Below are 20,455 nucleotides of genomic sequence, written 5' to 3' on the forward strand. Positions count from 1 at the left end.
GCTCAGGCAGGAACCGTGGTCGATGGCCGTGTGGCCGAACGCACCGAGGAGTAACGGTCGATCGCCAGGCCCTCAGCGCTGATTCCCAGGCGATTCCCGCTGACCAAGTCGGCGACTAACCGGCCCGAGCCGCAGGCCATGGTCCAGCCCAGCGTGCCATGGCCGGTGTTGAGGAACAGGTTGGAATAGCGTGTGGCACCCACAATGGGAGTACTGTCCGGCGTCATGGGGCGCAAGCCTGTCCAGAAACTTGCGCGTTTCATGTCGCCGCCCGGGAACAGATCTTTCACCACCATCTCCAGCGTGGCCCGGCGATGTGGGTTCAGGCGCAGGTCGAAGCCGCCCAGCTCCGCCATCCCGCCGACTCGGATGCGGTTATCGAAGCGCGTGATGGCAATTTTGTAGGTCTCGTCGAGTATCGTGGACTGCGGCGCCAGCGCAGGGTCAACCAGCGGTACGGTCAGCGAGTAGCCCTTGACCGGATACACCGGCAGGTCCAGACCCAGCGGGGCCAGCGTTCGTCGTGAATAGCTTCCAAAAGCCATCACGTAGCGGTCAGCCCGGAGCAAGCGGCCGTCCACTCGCACGCCGGTGACGCGATCGCCCTCGGTCGCGACAGCTTCGACGGTCTGATTGAAACAGAACTCCACCCCCATGCGGCGCGCGATGCCGGCCAGCTCGTTGGTGAAAAGGTAGCAGTCACCGGTTTCGTCCTTCGGCAGGCGCAAGCCACCTATGAGTCGGTCCCGAGCCTGTGCCAAGGCCGGCTCGACCTCGGCCAATTGATCACGGGTGAGCAATTCGAAGGGCACGCCGCAATCGACAAGCACGGCGATGTCGCGCGCCACTGAGTCGAGCTGGGCCTGGGTACGGAAAAGCTGCAAGGTGCCGCCCTTGCGCTGCTCGTACGCGATGCCCGTTTCGGCGCGCAACTGCCGCAGGCACCTGCGGCTGTACTCTGCCAAGCGCATCATGCGTTCCTTGTTGACGGCGTAGTGCGCTGATGTGCAGTTGCGCAGCATCTGCGCCATCCAACTGAGTTGGAACAAGCTGCCATCGAGGCGAATGGCCAGTGGCGCGTGCCGCTGGAACATCCACTTAAGTGCCTTCAGTGGAATTCCGGGGGCCGCCCAGGGAGTGGAGTAGCCAGGCGAGACCTGACCCGCGTTGGCGAAGCTGGTTTCCTGCGCCGGGCCATCCTGGCGATCGAGCACAGTGACTTGAGCGCCAGCACGCGCCAGATAGTAGGCGCTGGTCACGCCGATCACGCCGCCGCCGAGAACAATGACTTTCATCGAATCCCTGCTGATCGAGAATCGTCGCGACCCCACAGCGCGACGGCTTGATTGGTTGCGCCGTTGTTGCCATCTGCATCTCTTAGGAGGCTGCGTTCGTACGGGATGAGCCACGCCGCTCGCGTGGTGCGCTCCTGGAGTGCGTCAACTACAACCAAGCCTTCGATGTCGTGCGTGTGGCGGCGAAGATCGTTCAAACATTGACGGAGTAATGCCATGGCCATCTCCTAAAACATAGGAATATTTTGGAGATTCGGCCGCTCCGTTGCGGGGCTTACTGAGAGGTCAGAACATCGAAAAACTGCAATAAGCGTGCTGGTTTCGCGCGTTCTACGCGTGCTGGCTGAGACTCATGCGTGAAGGACGTTTGGCCGACGTGCCAGGCCGTCTGGCAGCGGATTGCGGGACCGCCGGAGCGGCGGATTTGAACGAACCCGGCACCCTTCGCGAGACGCGCACCGGTGCGAGGTCTCCGCGCGCACCGTGTGCGGCAAGGCGTCCCTTCGCTTGCACAGGCCAGGCGCTCAATAAGTGCGTCGGGCACTCTGGCTCTACGAGTCTTCAGAACGTTGAGGCATCTTGGTACAGCGCGCAATCCTCCTCAAGCCGGCAGCGCGACTTTGCTCTGCAACTTGACGAGGATCTCTTGAGGGGCTGTTCGACGGTTCGTGGTCCCCAGTCAACGACCATGACATCGCCGTCGAATCCGGCGTGTTCAAGAGCCAGCGGACTTAGCCGCTGCACTTCTCGCACGAAGGTTCCTAAGCGCCAGCGCCGATCAAAGGGGAGGGCAGTACAGCCAGTACCGGTAGTCGGGGTAGGTGCGCGTGGCAGGGAGGGGTGAGTCACCGGCGGCGCGCCTGATATCCGCCATGATGCGCGGGTCGCTCAGCGCCAGTTGCCAGTACTGATCGTCCTGCGCGGCCCGCATGCGCCGCTCGTTCTGTGACTTGAACGCGGCCCGAAGCGAAGCAGCTGCTCGCCTGGACGGGGCTGCGAGCAGCGCGAGCCCGGCGAAAGCGAGAACCCACAGCACCATCCATCCGATGAGCAGGTTGCCCTCGGTCCAGGAATCCATGGCTTTGTCTGCCACGACAAGCACCGCCGCGACGACGCCGGCATGCAGCAAACTCGATCGCGCGCGGGCGGCATAAAACGCGCGCGCAACGCGCGGGCGGGCGCCTAAGACCCGTTGGCCGGCGCCGGCTGCAGGGGTGGGACCCGAGTGGTCCATGGGGAAATAGCTGGCGCTCATCAGTTCCTCCTTTTAGAACAGCGCCATTGCGACGCGTAGGCAATAGTAAGGGTTTTCCCGAATACGCCGCCAATGCAATTTCGGCATGTCGATCATCTTCTGCGGTATGAAGTCACCCAAGAGCCGAACGCCGGCCCCACAACACGCGGGGCGGTCCAGAAGCTCAAGGAGGCAAGTGGCAATTTCCAGCGTGTTCTCGTGGCTTCAGCGACGCCCATCAGGGGCAGGTGTCAGTAAGGCGGCTGACCCTATACGACGAGGCTAAAAGAGGAGATGGCCACGCCGTTTCCGAGTTTCTTCATTACGGTCCAGAGGGAGGCGATCTGAGGATGGTCAGTGCTGTCCAACTCGCCTCGGTGCCTTCGGAGTTGATTAACAAAATCGCCGTTATACGTGCAATAGGCGGCCAATTTCTCGAGCACGGTGAATCTGGCAAGGTGAGGGCCTCAAGACGTGGAGTTGCGTGAGCCTTTGCCAAACCGCTGGGGTCGAACGGCACGAAGGCGACCACTGGCGCCAAGGAGGTCGCAAGCAATCGTCGCACGGCTTCAGCGCGGTAAATGCCGCCAGCTTGCCCTGAATACAGAGCGAGGGTCGGGCTTCCACGTGTCCTGGCTCGAATCCATTGGTACTCGTGCAAGCGGCCCAGGCAGCTCAGTGTGTCGCAGAGCAGTATGAGCCTGAATGGGAGGCGAGCGGCGGCCTCCCATGACATCGTCACGTGGTCAGTGCCCTCGGGGAGCTCGATATCCATATCGAACGGAAGTACGGCGACCCTGCTCAGGGCAGAGGACAAGGGCCGCTCGATCTCAGTTCCATTTTTCTTTGAGGAGGTGGTCACAGCGGCCGGCGGTGTCATACGCGTCGGCTCGAGCTGCGGCGCCGAATCTCCGAACCGCGCGAGCAGTGCCGTCGCACGATCGAAGTCCTGGTCGTTGTAGTGGATCGAAGAATGAACGCCGGGATGCCCAATTTGGAACGCAGTGTAGATGTACCCGGCCACACCCTGCCTCCGGCGAGCGCGAGGCCGATCGGCAAGCAAGCGACGCAGAAAAGCCAGTTGATTGGGCGCCAGAACAGGCAACGGGTCGGAAAAAACTGGCTGTTTTTCAGCCACACAAACGTTCAATTACTCGTTGTCCTTCCTATTCCCGAACTACCCTGAAGAGGTCGAGCTTGCCTACCGCGGGCACGCTCTCCTCTTTCTGCGAGCATCGACCGCTGAAGCTTACGGTGAACTTAAGCGCCGTCTTGCAGCTGCTTAGCCGACGCCGACGTGCAAGACCCTGCCGAGACCCAATGTACTTCGCAGCCCAGCGATGGGCGCCCTCACAGCATGCGACCACCGAATTTCGAGCTACCTCGCTAGCGAACCTCTGAATAACTCGTATGCGCAAGCCGTACGAGCACACGCGAGTTGTTCGGACCCCGCTTTCGCCGCAAACGCTAGTTGAGCAGCTGCCAAGGTCGACTTACAGAAACTCCCTGACTAGGACTGCGGGCGAGCGTCCACGTTGCCGAAGAAGCCTCAAATCTGGGCCGATCCGCCTGTCCACCTCGTTCCGAACTAGCTGTCCAAGTCGGAGCGAAATATTCTGGCTCCGGGGGTGCGTCAACTTCAACCAAGCCGTGGAAGTCGTGAGCGTGGCGGCGAAGATCGTTCGGAGAAATGCCATGGCCATCTCCTAAAACATAGGAAGATTATGGAGATTTGGCGGCTCCTTTGTGGGGCTTACTGCGACTTCAACACGTCGGAAAACAGCAAGAAGCGTGCTGGTTTCGCGCGTTCTGTACGTGATGGCTGAGACGCGCTGTTCGGCAACTGATCGCCAAGCTAGACCGCTGCACAGCGGTCATCTGCGTTCGCCCCACTGATACCCATGGAGGGCCTCGAGCGACGAGGACCCACCACGAAGGCTGGCGTACTGCGAAATGTTCCCACCATCGCGGCGTGCATCAGGCGTTGGCAGCTCAGGCACGTAAAAGCGGCTTGCGGTGCTCCCGCCAGGCCAGGGCAGCCGGACGATGAACTCGCTGCCCCGACCCGGGCCTGCGCTGTGCGCCTCGACCTCCCCTCCATGCAGGGCCACTATTGTGCGCAGCAGTGACAGGCCGATACCCAACCCTCCATGGTGATGGGCAGCCGGCACGGCGAGCTGAACGAATGGCTCAAAGATTCTGTCCAGATCCTCGGGGCCAATGCCAATACCGCTGTCCTTCACAGACAGCCGCAACTCGGGACCCGCGCATCCGATGGCCAAATGGATGTGGCTACCAGGTGCTGAGTAATGTGCGGCGTTGTTCAGCAGAATCGATACGATTTGAGCAAGCCGAACCGGGTCGGCATCAAGCATCATCGGATGGGGCGGCAATGACATTGTCATCTGGTGGTCCATCGAATCTATGAGGGGCTTACTCGCTTCGACACCGACTTGAATTGCCTGGGCGACATCGACTTCCTCTTTGCGAAGCTCGATCTGCCCGTTGGCTATCCGGCTGACGTCCAGAAGATCGTCCAGCAGTCGAGCCATGTGGGCGAGTTGCCGCTCCATCATCGGGAGCAGCCGACCATGTCGACCCATACTCGCATCTGAAGACCGGCTAAGGATTTGGACGGCATTTCGAATCGGCTGCAGTGGATTGCGTAACTCGTGCGCAAGCACGGCCAGAAACTGGCCGCACCTTTCGGCATCACGTAGTACCTCGGCGGCTTTCGCATCGATCAGTTCCATGGGGAACACCTCTTTGATCATCAGACTTCAGGGTTCTTCGCATAGGGCGGCCGAAATAGGCTGCATCCGGGAAGAGAGCCATCGGCCGGATGGCCCATTTGCTCTGCAAGGGACATGCTTTCGATGTTCGTACCGGCGGCAAGAATTTCAGTGGGATGGGAGTTCTGACTTATGCAGTCGTCGTTGGTGCTTCAAAGCAACCGGATCGCGCGAACCGACTGGGATCGGCGTGCGACGTACGGATCCGCTCCATCAACATGGAGATCGGCACGGCGGTCTATGAAATCGCCCGCCACTGCAAATGTTACCGGCACGCCAGAGTCGAAATTCAACAATGAAGGGACTCGCTTGGCTGAAATTCTGCATCCAATAGGGTAATGCGACGCTTTCGGCATTTCCCCACCATAAAGGCAAAGCAAACAAGGCGTTCGACAAGTCAGGCTCTTGTTCAGGTCGCGGTAAGGACGGAGGTTGCTCGGCCCCCGAGCAGATTCGTACGTGCGGGATTACTGCATAGCTCCTGCCTTGAGTTTGGCATGGCGGCGAACGCGACCCTAACGCCTGGTTCGGCGTACGCTGGCTCAGCGGCGGTACGCAACCGAATGCCGCTTCCTGCCAGAAACCATGCGCGATTTCGCCAGAATGCGTCCGTTCTGGGACTGGAGCCGCGACGGCACCCGGCCGTTTCGCGACCGCGGGCTCGTCCCGACAACTGCCTGCGCGCGAGTGTCATGCTGCAGACATCGGAAGTCAGCACCATCGCGGCTTCTTACTTTGCATTTGCCTAATGACAAAAATAGTTCCGGCGCCGATGAGGAAGTACCGAGACCTGGTGATCGCCATCTTGCTCTTCATCGTGCTCGACCTGAGCATTCTGGTATTCAACTTCTTTGCGGCCAACCAATTCGAGCGCGACGCCAACCGTATCAATGCAGCGGGCGAGCTGCGCATGCTCACGCAGCAGATAACAAAATCGCTCCTGACCCTGCACGGCGAAAGCAACTCGCAGATGCCGATGCAGACCAGCATGGCGCAGCTCGGGCAGGGGCACGCCGGCTTCGAACGGGCCCTGGCCGGCCTGCAGCAGATGACGGGCGACGACTTGGAGTTCGCAGCCATGGGGCTCAACGCGGACGAGACGCGCCGGCGTATCGGCCAGGTGGAGCGCGAGTGGCGGCCGCTGGGGGAGTCGATCCTCCCAGTGATCGGCATGACGGAACCGGCCACGCAAGATATCGAGATCGCGGTAACCAAGGCAGTCGCCCGCAACATTCGCCTGATGGGGCTGTGCGACGACCTAGCCAACAGCATCGAAGCAGCGGCGAAGACCAAGGCTAACCGGATGCGCCAGGTCCAGGTGATGGCCATCGTGCTGGCACTCCTCAATTTTGTCTACATCGTCTTCAAGTTTCTGCGGCGCCTCGACGCCAGCGACCGGGTCGCTGAAACCGCGCGGCAAGAAACCGAGGAGATCCTCAGCACCGTAGGCGAAGGCTTGCTGTTGGTTCACGCGGACGGCCGCATCGGCGGACAGTTCTCGGCCTCCGTGCCTCGGCTTTTCGACCGCGAAGTGAAGGCCGGGCAGGATTTCGACCAGCTGCTGGTCGAGGTACTCGGACTGCAGCGGGGGGGTGAGGCGGCTCGTCTGCGCAAGCGGCTGTTCGAACCGGACGTGGAACCCGCCCTGCTGGGGCAGCTCGATGCATTGCGGGAAGTGCCGGCGATGGCGCGTCATGGCGGGCCGCCGAAGTACCTCACCTTCCAGATGACGCAAGTCCGCGAAGGAGATGCTGTCAAGGACCTTCTGGTCACGGTTCTGGACGTCACTGAAAAGGTGCGGTTGGAACACACGCTTGCGTCGCTGATCAATTCGATTTCCGACCTCATCTTCTACAAGGACCGCGAGGGCCGTTACCTTGGATGCAACGCAGCCTATGCCGCGCTGGTGGGCAAACCGGTGCACGAGATCCGAGGCAAGACTTGCCGCGACCTCTTCCCGCAGGAGGTCGCCATGGTCATGGAAGAGCACGACAGGATCTCGCTGCGTGAGTTGCGAGAGCAGGCGTCGGAGCACTGGGCCAGCTATCCCGATGGCACCCGAGTCATGTTTCACACCGTGGTGTCGCCCCTGTCGAATAGTCATGACGGGCCGCAGGGCCTGCTGGGTATCAGCCGCGACATCACGCAGCGCAAAAAGATCGAAGAAGAGATCCGCCGGGCCAAGGCGTTCGCCGAAGAGGCGACCCGGATGAAGTCCGATTTCCTGGCCAACATGAGCCATGAAATCCGCACACCGATGAATGCCATCATCGGCCTATCGCATCTGGCGCTGAAGACCGAATTGTCCGTGCGGCAGCGGGACTACATCCAGAAAGTTCAATCATCGGGCCAGCACCTGCTTGGCATCGTCAATGACATCCTGGATTTCTCGAAGGTAGAAGCCGGCAAGATCGACCTCGAAAGCGTGGATTTCGATCTGGAGAAATTACTGGACGGCACCACCAGCGTGATCGGCGAAAAGTGCCATGCAAAGGGGTTGGAGCTGGTCTTGGACGTGGCCTCGGGCGTGCCTTCGCAATTGATCGGCGATCCGCTTCGGGTGCGCCAGGTCCTGCTGAACTATGCCGGCAACGCCGTCAAGTTCACTGAAAGGGGAGAGGTGGTCGTGTCGGTGCGCGTGGCCGAGCGCACCGAAAGCGATGTGCTGTTGCGCTTTTGCGTGCGCGACAGCGGAATCGGCCTGACTTCTGAGCAAATGGGCCGACTGTTCCAGAGTTTTTCTCAGGCGGATACCTCCACCTCGCGCAAGTTCGGTGGCACGGGCCTCGGCTTGGCGATCTCTAAGAAACTGGCCGAGCTCATGGGGGGAGAAGTCGGCGTGACGAGCGACTTTGGCCAAGGAAGCAGCTTCTGGTTCACCGCTCGCTTCCGCATGGCGCAGGGCCCCAAACGAAAACTGGCGCTCGACCCCGGCCTGCAGGGGCTGCGCGCCCTGGTTGTGGACGACAACGCGCATGCGCGCGCGGTCGCCCTCGACATGCTGCGCGGCATGGCATTCACGGCTGCGGAGGCTGACTGCGGCGCCCGGGCCATTGAAGAGGTTCGCCGCGCGGCAGCCGCAGGTGAGCCGTACGACATCGTGTATCTCGACTGGCGCATGCCAGGGATGGACGGCATCGAAACGGCGCGGCGCATTCGCTCGATCGGCCTGCATGCGCCGCCTATGCTGCTCATGGTGACGGCGCAGGATCGCGACGAAGTCATGCGGGATGCCCGTCTTGTCGGCATCGAGAAGGTGCTGGTCAAGCCGGTGACTCCTTCCACGTTGTTCGACATGACCATCAGCATGTTCGGCGCATGGCGCGGCGTCGAGGCATCCGTCGGCCCGGGCTCGGCCGTGGATAAGCGGCTGGCGCCGATCCGCGGGCGCAGGATCCTTTTGGTGGAGGACAACGACATCAATCAGCTGGTGGCTGGCGAACTGCTCAGGGACGCGGGCCTGGTGGTCGAGGTCGCGGACAACGGTGAGGCGGCCCTCGCCTTGCTGGAGAAAGTCCGCTACGACTTGGTGTTCATGGACATGCAGATGCCCGTGATGGACGGCGTCACCGCGACCCGGATGATCCGCAGCGATAAACGGCTCGAGCTGCTTCCCGTCATCGCGATGACGGCCAATGCGATGGAACAAGACCGCCGTAAATGCCTGGACGCTGGCATGGACGACTTTCTCGCCAAGCCCCTGGACCCCGACGAACTCTGGACTATCCTGTTGCGCTGGCTGAACCCGGCCCGGGGCACTGTAAGGCTCAAAGCTCAGGCGTCGGTCCAAGTACGCTAAAGGGCATATCCGGTAACGTGGGCGCCAGGGTCGTGTAGGACCTCGCGCCAGATATCCGGGGGTCTTTCAGCAAGTCCCGAGCGCACGCCACCCTCTCCCGCCCGGTTGCAGCGCCAGCTTGGGCTCTCCAATGGACTGTTAGCGCCCGACTAAAGGCTTGGAGATGCGCGCTCATGCTCGCCGAAAACAACGCTGCTGCTGGCGGCTTTCTCCTCTTCGGTATCCCACCGGCCCAACCCCCAATGAGAAGTGCCCACCAAAAACGTCGGGTGGGAATTTGCCGCTGACCTCAAGCTCGACTATTTACAACAGCCTGCTCATGGGTGGCTTTTCTCTTGATGCCTAGCTTTCAAGCCCTAGTGCGCTGCTGCGCCGCTCTTGCTCGCTCTCAACTAACCTGCGCATTGCGTGCCAAACGGAACCAAACGTACGTCCCTCCCGATGAACGTTCGCTATGTGTTGGACTATGCCAATGGTATCGCCGGGGATGAAGCCAGAACCGAGCAGAAAACGAGCCGTCTCTTCCTGCCAAGAGTTATCAGTACCGGCGGTGATTGATTCTTCGCTTAAATGCATGCGCAACTCCTATGCGATCCTCACCACGTTTGGCGGCGACCGTTGATCGATGTGCCTTCAGCAGTGTTCTTTGGAGCCTTCTGCACAGTGCGAGTCGACAGGCTGAGAAATCTGTCTTTGCTTCATGTCCGCTCCTTGTTGGGCTCGGTCAGACGGGGCTAGGGGATTCTGTAGAGACAGTCAATTTTTTTTCATGCTTAGTTCGACGTCTTAATGCCGAAAAGCTGCGCGGAATGCGCTGCCGACGGCGCGTTTGATCGCCTACCTTCGGTATAAACAGGCCGCAGGACCGTTGGTCTCCGCTTGCGCAGAGCTTGGACAGAATGGGGCAATACTTGAGTTTGGCGCCAAGGCCGAAAAGTATCCCTCGGCGTAGATGAATCGCGGCTTGGCGGGCACAGGATCAAAGGGTTTCAGTTGTGCGACAGAAAGCGCCACCGCGAACCTCCGGGGTGTCTTTGCGTATGCAAGAACAACTCTATTGTTCAACGATGAAGTGAGGGAGGGCTAGGAGTGCATGACAATGCGTCGCGCGGTCGCGCAGGTGCGAGTATCGGCGTGGCGCCCATGTGTTCTAGGCGCGCCTGATGCGAAGCAGTTCGCCATTTCTACCAACGCTGAGCCCGAGGCCACGCGAGCATCGCCTTGCGTTCATCGTTGTGCTGGCGTCCATTGCGGTTTTTCTCGCCGTTGCTCCGTTCGCCAAGACTCCTCTTATGCAAGTGCCGGCGTTCATTCCGGTCTATCAGTCGGCCCTGGTTGTCTGTGACCTGCTCACCGCGATTCTTCTTTGGGGGCAGTACGGCATTCTGCGCTCGCGCGCATTGCTGGTGCTGGCCGCGGGTTACCTGTTCAGCGCGCTCATGGCAGTGGCCCATGCCTTGAGCTTTCCGGGCCTGTTCGCTGCGGGAGGTTTGTTTGGCGCCGGTCGGCAGACCACCGCCTGGCTCTACTTCCTCTGGCATGGCGGCTTCCCGTTGTTCGTGATTGGATACGCATTGCTCAAAGGCGGGACGAGGGACGGTTCGACCGCACCAACCGACCCGCGCATCGAAATCCTTATCAGCGCGTTTGTGGCGTTGGCATGCGCAGGGGGATTGACAGTGCTCACCACCGTTGGTCACTCGACGTTACCGCCCATCATGGCCGGCAACGCGGACGCATCGACGAAGGTCTATGTCGCCGCGGCCACGTGGCTGTTCGGGTTGGGCGCCCTGTTCATCGTATGGCGCCGCCGTCCCCATTCGGTCCTGGATCTGTGGTTGATGGTCGTGCTGTGCGTGTGGACGGCCGACAGTGCGCTGGCCGCTGTCTTCAACGGCGCCCGCTACGACCTCGGCTGGTACGCGGGGCGCATCTACGGTCTGCTGGCCTCCGGCTTCGTGCTGGTGCTACTGCTGTTGGAAAACGGTGCGCTTCACGCCCAGCTTGCCGAAGCCCATGACGCGCTCGCCGAGAAAAACGCACAACTCGCACAAGCAAGCAGGCTCAAATCCGAGTTCCTCGCCAATATGTCGCATGAGCTGCGCACGCCATTGAACGCCGTGATCGGCTTTTCGGAAGTATTGAAGGACGGCTTGGCGGGCGAGTTGGTGGCGGAGCAGCGGAACTACGTGACCGACATCTACACCAGTGGCCAGCACCTGCTGTCGTTGATCAACGACATCCTCGATCTCTCCAAGATCGAAGCCGGCCAGATGATGCTGGATCTCGAGTCCACTGCTGCAGCCACGTTGTTCGAGCACAGTCTCTCGATCGTCAGGGAGAAAGCCGCCAAACGCCGGCTGCATCTGAGCATCGATGTTCCGCGCGAACTTGGGTCGCTTTTGCTTGACCCTCGCAAGACCAAGCAGATTCTCTACAACCTGCTGTCGAACGCGGTGAAGTTTACTCAGGAAGGCGGGAGCGTGACCCTGCGAGCCCGCCGAGTAGCGCGCGCTGACGTGGAGAGTTGGAGCGATGGCGCGTCCACAGTGCTGCGCATGCCGATGGCGACCGTGCAGTTCGAAAGTTACCTGCAAATCGTCGTCGAAGACACCGGCATCGGCATCGCGCCGGAGGATGCGTCAAGACTGTTCCGGATGTTTTCCCAGTTGGATTCGTCGCTGACCAAGGAAGTCGAAGGCACCGGCCTCGGCCTGGTCCTGGTCGAACACCTCGCACGGCTGCATGGAGGCGGTGTGGCGATTGCAAGCACGCCTGCCGAAGGCAGCCGCTTGTTCGTCTGGCTGCCGTGGCGCGATGCCGGTGCGGCCGCGGAACAGCTGGCGGGTCCGGCCGCCCGGGGCGCAGTCCCCGCCGGCCGCCCGCTCGCCTTGGTGATCGAGGACAACGACCACGCCGCCGAGCTGATACGCGTGCAGCTGGAGCCCGCGGGCTTCAAGATTGTCCGCGCCGCGACGGCGCGCAAGGCTCTCGAGTGGCTGGTGACTGGCCAGCCGACGGTGGTCGTGCTCGATCTCCTGCTGCCCGACATGGATGGCTGGGATCTGCTCGGCCTGCTCAAGCAGCCGAATTCGGCGACCGCGCACATCCCGGTGGTCATCGTCTCGATCGTGGCCGACATGCACAAGGGCTTCTCTCTGGGCGCCAGCGACGTGCTGCAAAAGCCGGTAAGTCGCGAGGAACTGCTCGATGCGCTGGCGAATGTAGGTGTCAATGGCATGGGCCGGCCGGTGACGCGCGTGCTGGTAGTGGACGACGATCCCAAGGCAGTGAGCCTTTTGGCCGCGTACTTGCGGGGCCCCAGATACAGCGTATTGATGGCTCACGGTGGCAAAGAGGGAATCGAGATGGCGCAGCGCGAACGGCCGGACCTCATCGTGCTGGACCTGATGATGCCGGAAGTCAGCGGCTTCGATGTGGTCGAGGTGTTGAAAGACAACCACGAGACGGCGACGATTCCGATCGTGGTGGTCACTGCCAAGACCCTGACCGCGCAGGACAAGGCTACGCTCAATGGTCTGGTCGCTGTCGTGCTGGGAAAGGCCACTTTCAACCACGGCCGATTTGTCAACGAGGTGCGCCGAGCCCTTGCCGCGGAGAGGCCCGAGGTGCTGACATGACCGCGCATGTTCTGGTGGTGGAGGACACCGCAGCCAACATGAGGCTCATCTCCATGCTGCTGCGAAAGGCCGGGCATGAAGTTCTGCAGGCGGTCAACGCCGACGAGGCCATCGCACTGGCGCGCGCGCATCTCCCAGACCTGATCCTGATGGACATCCAGCTGCCCGGCACGGACGGCCTGGCTGCTACGCGGATCCTGAAAGACGACGAATCGACCCGGCGCATTCCGGTGGTCGCCCTCACGGCCTTGGCCATGAGAGGCGACGAGCAACGCATGCTCGCGGCGGGGTGCGACGGCTACATTGCCAAGCCCATCCAGTACAAGAAATTCCTGGAGAAGGTAAGCGGCCTGCTGGCCGGCTCTCCTCCCGAATGAGCGACACAACGCAAACCGACCGCGCGACAGTGCTGGTGATCGACGACAAGGAGGTAAATCTCCGGCTCATGCGCGCCTACCTGCAGGCGCAGCCGTACGAGGTGATCACTTGCAGCGATCCGCAGGAGGCGCTTGAGTGCGTCGAGCGCGCGCCACCAGACCTGATCCTGTTGGACCTGATGATGCCGGTGCTCGACGGATTTGCCGTTCTCGATCGCCTCAAGGTGCTGGTGCCGCAAGTCCCCGTTTTGGTTGTCACAGGGGTGGATGATCGCGTCGACCGGTTGCGGGCGCTGGAATCCGGCGCGCGCGATTATCTGACCAAGCCCGTGGATCGGTCAGAAATTCTGATCCGGGTCCGAAACCTGGTCGCCCTCAAGCAGGCGGGCGATGCGCTGGCGCGAGCGCTGGCTCAGCTCGAGGCGGCGAACCACGGCCTCAACGCATTCGCGGGCGCGCTAGCACACGACCTGCAGCAGCCGATCACCAGCATAGGCGCGTTCGCGCAGGTCATTCAGCGCAACAGCGCGGAAGTGCTTTCGCCTGCTGACGCATCGCATCTGCAACGGATCGTCGCCGCTGCGGGGGACGCACATCGCATGATTCGCGGACTCCTGGAATTTGCCCGCCTGGGCGAGAGACAGATCGAGATGGTTCCTGTCGACCTGAGCGTGATTGTGCAATACGCGCGCTTCGCCCTGGGTCACGAAACCGGGAAGCCGGCGGTGTCCTGGACCGTAGCTGCGCTACCCATGGTGCGCGGGGACCCGGCTCTGCTCCAGTTGGCCTTCGTCAACCTGCTGTCCAACGCCTTGAAGTACAGCCGCACGCGAGAGCAACCGTCGATCACGATCGACAGCCAGATCGACCCGTCGACCGGCCCGATGATCCGGATCCGCGACAACGGCGTGGGGTTCGACATGGCGCATGCGCAACGCCTGTTCCATCCTTTCGAGCGATTGCACAGCAACACGCAGTTCGAGGGAACTGGCATGGGACTGGCGAACGTGCGCCGCATCATGGAGCGGCACGGCGGCAGCGTGCGGGCTGAATCGGTGGAGGGTGAGGGGGCGACCTTCACATTGATGTTTCGAGCATGAAGGTGCGGAGCGCCACACGGTGGGAGGGGAGGAAACGAAGCGCCGCGAGCGTATAACGGGCTCGCCCGTCTCGGGCCGTGTCACGAATCCTCGCTTGGCGCTCGTTAGAAACGTCCGGCAATTACCAAAGCGCTGAGTCGCGCATCTCCTCGAGCTTGTACCGCTTACGCCTGAGAATCACGGCTCGGCCTTTCGCAATGAGCGCTATGAATGCAAGCGTGCCCACCACCAGCTCGATGGCATTGAGCTCCCGCCCTAGGGCGGATCGACCAACAACGAAGACTGCCGCAGTTGCGGCTGCAAAGCAAACGAGATAGATGAGGAATTTCACGGGGTGCCAAGTTGCTAGTTACTGTGAGCTTAGCGGGAGCGACAGGCTTTTGCCAGAGCAGGGAGCAAGGTCCTCCCGCATGGAGCGTCAACTAAGGCCGATGGTGCGCAGTCCAGCCCGCAGACGGGTCACTACGTCAGCCAGGGCGACGGATTCCAAGCGGTTTTTTCTCAGGAACGCTTTCCATTGGGCATCTTTGGCGGCGTCCTTCACGAAGGCGTCGCTCAAACCTGTGGGCAGTTCCTTCGGAAGATTCGTGTTCCGGCGCGCGAAAGTTGCTTCGATCGCGCGTCTCAGTTCTGACGGATCCAGGGTGCCTTCGCCTAGCAGCACCCACAGGTCGAAGTAGTCCTTCAGCCGGGTGTTGGCCATGCCCAGCAGACTGATCGCATGGAACTTCTCCGCCACAACGGTGTATTTCGGATAAGCCCGCAGCTGTGCGGCGGGCATGTCGCCCAGAAGCAGTGGGTAGCTGATCGCTTCAGGCGCCGGCGTCACCGCGTCGCCAAAGCCGATGTCGACCTGCAGCGCGATGCGGGCGCCGTCGAGCTTGGCTTGGATGTCTATTCGCACACCGCCATAGCCGGCTTCTTTACGGATCTCTGCACCCTTCACCGAGTCAACGTCAAAAACGATCGCGTCTTCAACCGCGATCTGGCAAATTTCCCGGAAGGCCTTGATGGCGCTGTCGATATCTGGCGGTCCGAAGCCTAGGAGATCCACATCACGTGTGGGTCGGTGCGGATGGGCGTACCACAGCGAAAACAGCAGGGCACCCTTGAGCAGGAAATTCGGCGCGTGCGAGGAGACCGACAGCCGGTACAACAGCCGCTCGAGCCCATAGTACGTGAGTATGAGATTGAAATCCTGCTTCGAGGCGTCCGCGTGTTGCTTCAGGCGGGCCCGCACCGAGGCGGCCCGGGTTTAGGTTCATGCGTTGACGTTGTCGAGGTAGGGGCGCATCACGTTCGCCACCCGGTCGATGGTGGCATAACGCCACAGCGCATCCATGTCCACCTTGCGCTTAGACCAGCCATCGCGCAGCGCCTCTAGGGCGACGTCCAGTCCGATCTTGTTTCGATACTTGAAGCAGTCGGCCACAGTTTTGGAGGCGTTGAACACCGGGACCGTGACGCCATCGATCGACACCTGCTCGAGCCCTTCCGAAAGCGAGGGGCCGGACATGCGCACGGCTCGCAGCGCCGGCTGGTCCACTCGCGGCGTGGGCCAGTGATGGGGGATGGCGATCCAGACCTCGAACGGCGCTTGGGTGCCGATGCCGTGGACGCGCAGCGCCGACAGCAGGCAGATGACGCCCTGCGGGACTTGCAGCGCCGCCTCCGCCAGCGAACGATGCTCGTTGATGCGGCGCCTCGGCAGGCTGTAGATGCCGCGGCCGACGCGTTCGAGCTTGCCCGCATTGACCAGCCGGCTCAGCACTGCCGTGGGCAGGGATTGCTCGGCCACGTCGCGCGCGCGCAGAAGCGGGCGATGCTTCGCCAGCGCGAGCAGGGCTTGCTCTTGCGTGGGATGCGCGGTGGTCGTCATAGGGAGAGTGTGTTGCAATCTCTAGGCACTTGTCAATAAATGCCTAGAGATTGCAATACGCCGGACGAGGCCGTCAGGGAGCGCTGACCGTCGAGTTGTTACCCGGGGCCAACCATCGCCAACCCCGTCATTATACTGTATGCTCATACAGCATCGTTGAATTGGAGATGCGTATGGACAACAACTTCCCACTGCCGAACTTGGATTGGCAGAGCTGGATCAATGCACCCTATTTCGTGGAGCTTCTGGGCTGGCCCGGCCTGCCCGCCAAGGCGCGGGGAGAGGCGGAGATGCGTTTCGCGGCCGAGCTCGATCGCAACCTCGGTGGCCCTGCCGCCGTTGTTGAAATGTTCTGGCGCGACTACACCGTCAGGAAAGACAAAGAGGAGAGGGCGGTGCCGGACGTTCCGCCGGCCGCCGAATCCGACTGGGACCAGGCTTTGAAGAACGCGACGGCGGCCGCCTTTCACGGCATGTCGCCGCCGCCTTCAGCGATCATCTGGTGTTCCATGTGCGAAAGCGTCTACGAGCGCCCGGACGGCGCCTAGCCCGTGCAACTACTGCCTTTCCAGCCCGCGCCGTTCCCGCCGCGGCCGCTACTGCTGCCCTTGATGGGCGACACGGTGTGCGCGGGTTTTCCGTCGCCGGCCGAGGACATCCATGCGAAACGCATCGACCTCAACGAACAGCTGGTGAAGCATCCGCAGGCGACTTTCCTGCTGCGCGTGGCGGGCGACTCGATGCGCGAGGCGGGGATTTTCGATGGTGATGTCCTGGTCGTGGATCGCGCCGTTCGCCCCAGGCACCGGCACATCGTCGTGGCCACCATCGACAACGATTTCACCGTCAAGTACCTCCACAAGCGCCAGGGCCAGCTGCGCCTGGTGGCGGCGAACCCGACCTATCCCGACATCGTTCCGCGCGAGGGTCAGGTCATGCAGGTTTGGGGCGTCGTCACCGCCTGCATCAAGCAGTTCCCGGTGTAGCCATGTACGCGCTGGTCGACGGCAACAACTTCTACGTCTCATGCGAGCGCGTGTTCCGACCGAGCCTGATGGGACGGCCGGTGGTTGTCCTGAGCAACAACGACGGCTGCGCGATCGCCCGCAGCAACGAAGCCAAGGCCCTGGGCATCCGGATGGGAACGCCCTGGTTCGAGGTCCGCGACAAGCTGGCGCCCGGCTCCGTAGTCGCGCTCAGCGCCAACTTCGGCCTGTACGGCGACATGAGCAACAGGATGATGAGCCTTGCCGCGGGCTTGGGCCCCGAGCAGGAGATTTACAGCATCGACGAAAGCTTCATCGGTGTTGCCGGCGTGCGCGACGTGACGGCGCGAGCCTTCCAGGTTCGCGAGCGCATCCTGCAGTGGATTGGGATTCCCTGTGGCATCGGCATTGCCCCGACAAAAACACTCGCGAAGCTGGCGAACCACATTGCAAAAACAGCCGATCGCAGCCCGGGCACGTACGCGCCGGACCTGGGGCGCGTGTGCAATCTCGCTGCCCTGCCGGCGTCAGATCTGGACACCGTGCTGGCCGCAACTGCAGTCGACAAGGTCTGGGGCATCGGGCCCCGATTGTCCCAACAGCTCAATGGCGCGGGCATTGTGAACACTCTGCAATTGGCGCAGATGGATCCGGCCGTCGCGCGCCGCGGTTGGAGCGTGACGGTGGAGCGAACCGTGCGGGAATTGCAAGGCACATCCTGCGCGGCCTTAGAGGAGGTTGCACCGCGCAAGAAGGAAATCGCCAGCACGCGCAGTTTCGGGCGGCCGGTCACCTCGTTGGACGATCTCCTCGAGGCTGTCACCGAATTCGCCAGCCGCGCCGCCGTGAAGCTGCGCAGCCAGGACAGCCACGCCGGCCAGGTGCTTACGTTTGTCCATACCAGCCCGTTCAGGCGCCAGGACAAGCAGTACAGCCGCAGCATAGTGGTTCCGCTTCGGCGCCCGACGGCCGACACCAGCCTGATCGTGCGGGCTGCCGTCATGGGCATGCGGGACATCTTCCGTCAGGGATACAACATGTCCAAGGCAGGTGTGATGCTGCTCGACCTGCAGGACGCGAGCATCGAGCAGCACGAACTGGACCTTGGTGTCGCTCAGGAAAATCGCACCAAGCTCATGGCGGCCATGGACACCATCAACGACAAGCACGGCCGGGGCACTGTCGCCGTGGCGAGTGCCGGGACAGCGGGGCCGCGCCGCCGCTGGGTCATGAAGCAGCAGTGGAAAACACCGGACTACACGACGTCCTGGGAACAGCTGCCGTTGGCGCGGGCCTAGGGCCGTGCACATCGAGGTCGGTGCAGATTTTTCGTTGCCCTCCGCTGGTAGGTATTGCTCGAAATATGCCCGGCTTCGGGTTGAAAGTAGCCTTCTACCGGCCAGATATTCCGAAATTGAGAATGCCTGGTCGCGCCAATTCAGGCATTCTTGTGCGTTCTGCCCGAATCTCGGGCCCATGTCTTGACGGTGTAATCACAAGAGAATAAAAAGCCGCGTACATCAACATGGGGGAGGGTCCAAATGCGCTTCAAGTCTGCAAAGAAGGATGGCTTTCAAGTATTCGCTGTTGCCGGCGTCAACACCATATCTTTCGGCATCGTGGCCTCCGCCGCAGCGAGGAAGGGGCTTCTAGGGTTCGCCGTGGAGCGGGTTGATCCCAAGAGCGGGGAGAAGTACTTCGTCTATGGCATGAAGGTCTTTCCCTCGGTTATTCCCAACCCCGACGAATCGACGCGCGTTTCGACTTTCGATCATCCGATTCAGAGCTTTGTTTGGGATGATTTCACCGCCAAGGACGGTCGGGACTACGTCTATAACTTCTATCCGGTCAGGGGCAAGCCCAAGAATCTCGACCACTCGGCCGAGCCGGTGACGATCGATGTGAAGACCGAGAAGCTGTTCACGAAGGGCAAGCACGACATCTTCTTCAACCGCGGCGTGGCGAGCAGCCAAGCGTACGTGCGCGAGTTCCACAACCGCAAGCCCGACCAGATCGCGAATCCGAAGGAGCGCGCCCGCGCCCTTGAGTGGCTCAGTCGCAGCCTCGACGAGGCGCTGCTCGCCTTCATCGAGCAGGCCCGGCCCGGCGACGAGCTGTTTGGCTGTTTCTACGAATTCCGTTATGAGCCGGCTGCCCAAGCACTAGCCAAGGCCGCAAAAAACGGGGTAAAGGTGCGCCTGATCGTCGACGCCAAGGACAACTCGTACACGGACAAGAAGGGCACCTTTCACGAGGCGTTTCCTCGCAAGGAAAACCTCGCGATGCTCAAGACCATCAAGCTGCCCAAGAAGCACTATGTCCTGCGCGAGATGCGGGCGAACGACATCCAGCACAACAAGTTCATGGTGTTGCGCAGGAAAGGCGAGGCACTGGCCGCGGAGGTTTGGACCGGGTCGACCAACCTGTCCACCGGGGGTGTCCACGGCCAAACCAACGTAGGTCACTGGGTGCGCGACAAGGACGTCGCCGAGGCCTTCTGCGCCTATTGGACGATCCTGCAGGCCGATCCCGGTGCGGAAGACGGACAGACGTCCGACGGTCGAGCGGCCAACAAAGCGTTCACCAAGGCGGTCGAGGAGCTGAGTCCCACGCTCGCTGATGACGATGAAATTGCCGAAGGCATCACGCCGATTTTCAGCCCGCGAGCTGGCATCAAGATGCTGGACCGCTACGTCGGGATGTTGTCCGACGCAGATTCTCACGCCTGCATCACTTTGGCCTTTGGTGTCGGAGCGCAGTTCCGTGAATCGCTCCTGAAAAATGACAACAAGAGTGCCCTGACATTCCTGCTTCTCGAGAAGGAAGACAAGCCCAATCCAAACAGTAAAAAGAAAGACGAATGGCTGCCGATCAACTCGAAGAACAACGTCTATAAGGCTTTCGGCGCCTATCTGCAGGACGCGGCTTACCAGTTCGCGCGCGAAACGAATGCCCGAATGCTCGAATTCAACAGCCATGTGGCCTACATCCACTCAAAATTTATGCTGGTGGATCCTTTGGGCACTGACCCCGTGGTGGTGACGGGATCGGCCAACTTCTCAGAGCCGTCCACCCGTAGCAATGACGAAAACATGATCATTGTTCGGGGCGACCGACGCGTGGCCGACATTTACTTCACCGAGTTCAACCGGCTGTTTTTTCATTACTACTATCGATCGGTCGTGGAACTCACCTCCCGGATGCGCGATGACAAGCCAAGCACGCCGAAAGATGCACCGCAGTTCCTCAAAGAGGAACCAAAAGAGTGGCTGGCTAGTTACGCGCCGGGGAAATTCAAGGACAAGCGTGTCGTGATGTACGCCGGGATGACACTCTAGGCCGTTCCTCGAAG

16 protein-coding genes are annotated in these 20,455 nt (G+C 61.4%); 9 read left to right on the plus strand and 7 right to left on the minus strand.

What is annotated here, in order from left to right; translation table 11 throughout:
* Nucleotides 1-2: 2 nt before the first annotated feature.
* The 4 genes from HNE04_RS19450 to HNE04_RS19465 all read right to left on the minus strand — a co-directional run bounded on the left by HNE04_RS19450 (nt 3) and on the right by HNE04_RS19465 (nt 5,282).
* Nucleotides 3-1,295, minus strand: coding sequence for a D-amino acid dehydrogenase (locus HNE04_RS19450; protein WP_172222832.1), 1,293 nt, complete (start codon nt 1,293-1,295; stop codon nt 3-5).
* Complete coding sequence (locus HNE04_RS19455) at nt 1,292-1,513, minus strand: hypothetical protein (protein ID WP_172222835.1); 222 nt, start codon at nt 1,511-1,513, stop codon at nt 1,292-1,294. The genes HNE04_RS19450 and HNE04_RS19455 overlap by 4 nt, the downstream gene beginning before the upstream one ends.
* Nucleotides 1,514-2,073: 560 nt before the next feature.
* Nucleotides 2,074-2,550 (minus strand): hypothetical protein, encoded by a 477-nt coding sequence (locus tag HNE04_RS19460; RefSeq protein WP_207717645.1) that lies wholly within the window; start codon nt 2,548-2,550, stop codon nt 2,074-2,076.
* 1,853 nt (nt 2,551-4,403) lie between these two features.
* Nucleotides 4,404-5,282: a sensor histidine kinase gene (locus HNE04_RS19465; protein ID WP_172222837.1), complete on the minus strand. Its 879-nt coding sequence runs from the start codon at nt 5,280-5,282 to the stop codon at nt 4,404-4,406.
* Between the two features lie 89 nt (nt 5,283-5,371).
* On the opposite strand from HNE04_RS19465, the gene HNE04_RS19470 reads away from it, so the two are divergent.
* The 5 genes from HNE04_RS19470 to HNE04_RS19490 all read left to right on the plus strand — a co-directional run bounded on the left by HNE04_RS19470 (nt 5,372) and on the right by HNE04_RS19490 (nt 14,238).
* Nucleotides 5,372-5,620, plus strand: a complete 249-nt coding sequence (locus HNE04_RS19470) for a hypothetical protein (RefSeq protein WP_172222840.1) — start codon at nt 5,372-5,374, stop codon at nt 5,618-5,620.
* A 473-nt stretch (nt 5,621-6,093) separates the two neighbouring features.
* Nucleotides 6,094-9,120, plus strand: coding sequence for a response regulator (locus HNE04_RS19475; RefSeq protein WP_172222843.1), 3,027 nt, complete (start codon nt 6,094-6,096; stop codon nt 9,118-9,120).
* 1,292 nt (nt 9,121-10,412) lie between these two features.
* Nucleotides 10,413-12,761 carry a response regulator gene (locus HNE04_RS19480; RefSeq protein WP_235965193.1) on the plus strand — a complete coding sequence of 783 codons (2,349 nt, stop codon included), beginning with the start codon at nt 10,413-10,415 and terminating at the stop codon, nt 12,759-12,761.
* Nucleotides 12,758-13,138 (plus strand): response regulator, encoded by a 381-nt coding sequence (locus tag HNE04_RS19485; RefSeq protein ID WP_172222849.1) that lies wholly within the window; start codon nt 12,758-12,760, stop codon nt 13,136-13,138. The genes HNE04_RS19480 and HNE04_RS19485 overlap by 4 nt, the downstream gene beginning before the upstream one ends.
* Nucleotides 13,139-13,173: 35 nt before the next feature.
* A complete protein-coding gene (locus HNE04_RS19490) occupies nt 13,174-14,238 on the plus strand; it encodes a sensor histidine kinase (RefSeq protein ID WP_172222851.1) in 1,065 nt (354 codons plus the stop codon).
* 121 nt (nt 14,239-14,359) lie between these two features.
* Here HNE04_RS19490 and HNE04_RS19495 read toward each other — a convergent pair whose 3' ends face one another.
* The 3 genes from HNE04_RS19495 to HNE04_RS19505 form a co-directional block, all read right to left on the minus strand.
* Entirely contained in the window at nt 14,360-14,569 is a 210-nt protein-coding gene (locus HNE04_RS19495; RefSeq protein WP_172222854.1) for a hypothetical protein, read from the minus strand.
* Between the two features lie 87 nt (nt 14,570-14,656).
* A complete protein-coding gene (locus HNE04_RS19500) occupies nt 14,657-15,478 on the minus strand; it encodes a nucleotidyl transferase AbiEii/AbiGii toxin family protein (RefSeq protein ID WP_172222857.1) in 822 nt (273 codons plus the stop codon).
* A 21-nt stretch (nt 15,479-15,499) separates the two neighbouring features.
* The gene (locus HNE04_RS19505; RefSeq protein WP_172222859.1) at nt 15,500-16,117 is read right to left on the minus strand and encodes a type IV toxin-antitoxin system AbiEi family antitoxin domain-containing protein; all 618 of its coding nucleotides are present in this window, start codon (nt 16,115-16,117) and stop codon (nt 15,500-15,502) included.
* 173 nt (nt 16,118-16,290) lie between these two features.
* On the opposite strand from HNE04_RS19505, the gene HNE04_RS19510 reads away from it, so the two are divergent.
* The 4 genes from HNE04_RS19510 to HNE04_RS19525 all read left to right on the plus strand — a co-directional run bounded on the left by HNE04_RS19510 (nt 16,291) and on the right by HNE04_RS19525 (nt 20,441).
* Nucleotides 16,291-16,665, plus strand: a complete 375-nt coding sequence (locus tag HNE04_RS19510) for a hypothetical protein (protein WP_172222861.1) — start codon at nt 16,291-16,293, stop codon at nt 16,663-16,665.
* Nucleotides 16,666-16,728: 63 nt separating this feature from the next.
* Entirely contained in the window at nt 16,729-17,103 is a 375-nt protein-coding gene (locus HNE04_RS19515) for a LexA family protein (protein WP_172223138.1), read from the plus strand.
* A 2-nt stretch (nt 17,104-17,105) separates the two neighbouring features.
* Nucleotides 17,106-18,401 (plus strand): Y-family DNA polymerase, encoded by a 1,296-nt coding sequence (locus tag HNE04_RS19520; RefSeq protein WP_172222863.1) that lies wholly within the window; start codon nt 17,106-17,108, stop codon nt 18,399-18,401.
* A gap of 243 nt (nt 18,402-18,644) precedes the next feature.
* Complete coding sequence (locus tag HNE04_RS19525) at nt 18,645-20,441, plus strand: phospholipase D-like domain-containing protein (protein ID WP_172222865.1); 1,797 nt, start codon at nt 18,645-18,647, stop codon at nt 20,439-20,441.
* The last annotated feature ends 14 nt before the right edge of the window (nt 20,442-20,455 follow it).

Source organism: Caenimonas soli (genome assembly GCF_013155545.1).
GTDB lineage: Bacteria > Pseudomonadota > Gammaproteobacteria > Burkholderiales > Burkholderiaceae_C > Ramlibacter > Ramlibacter soli.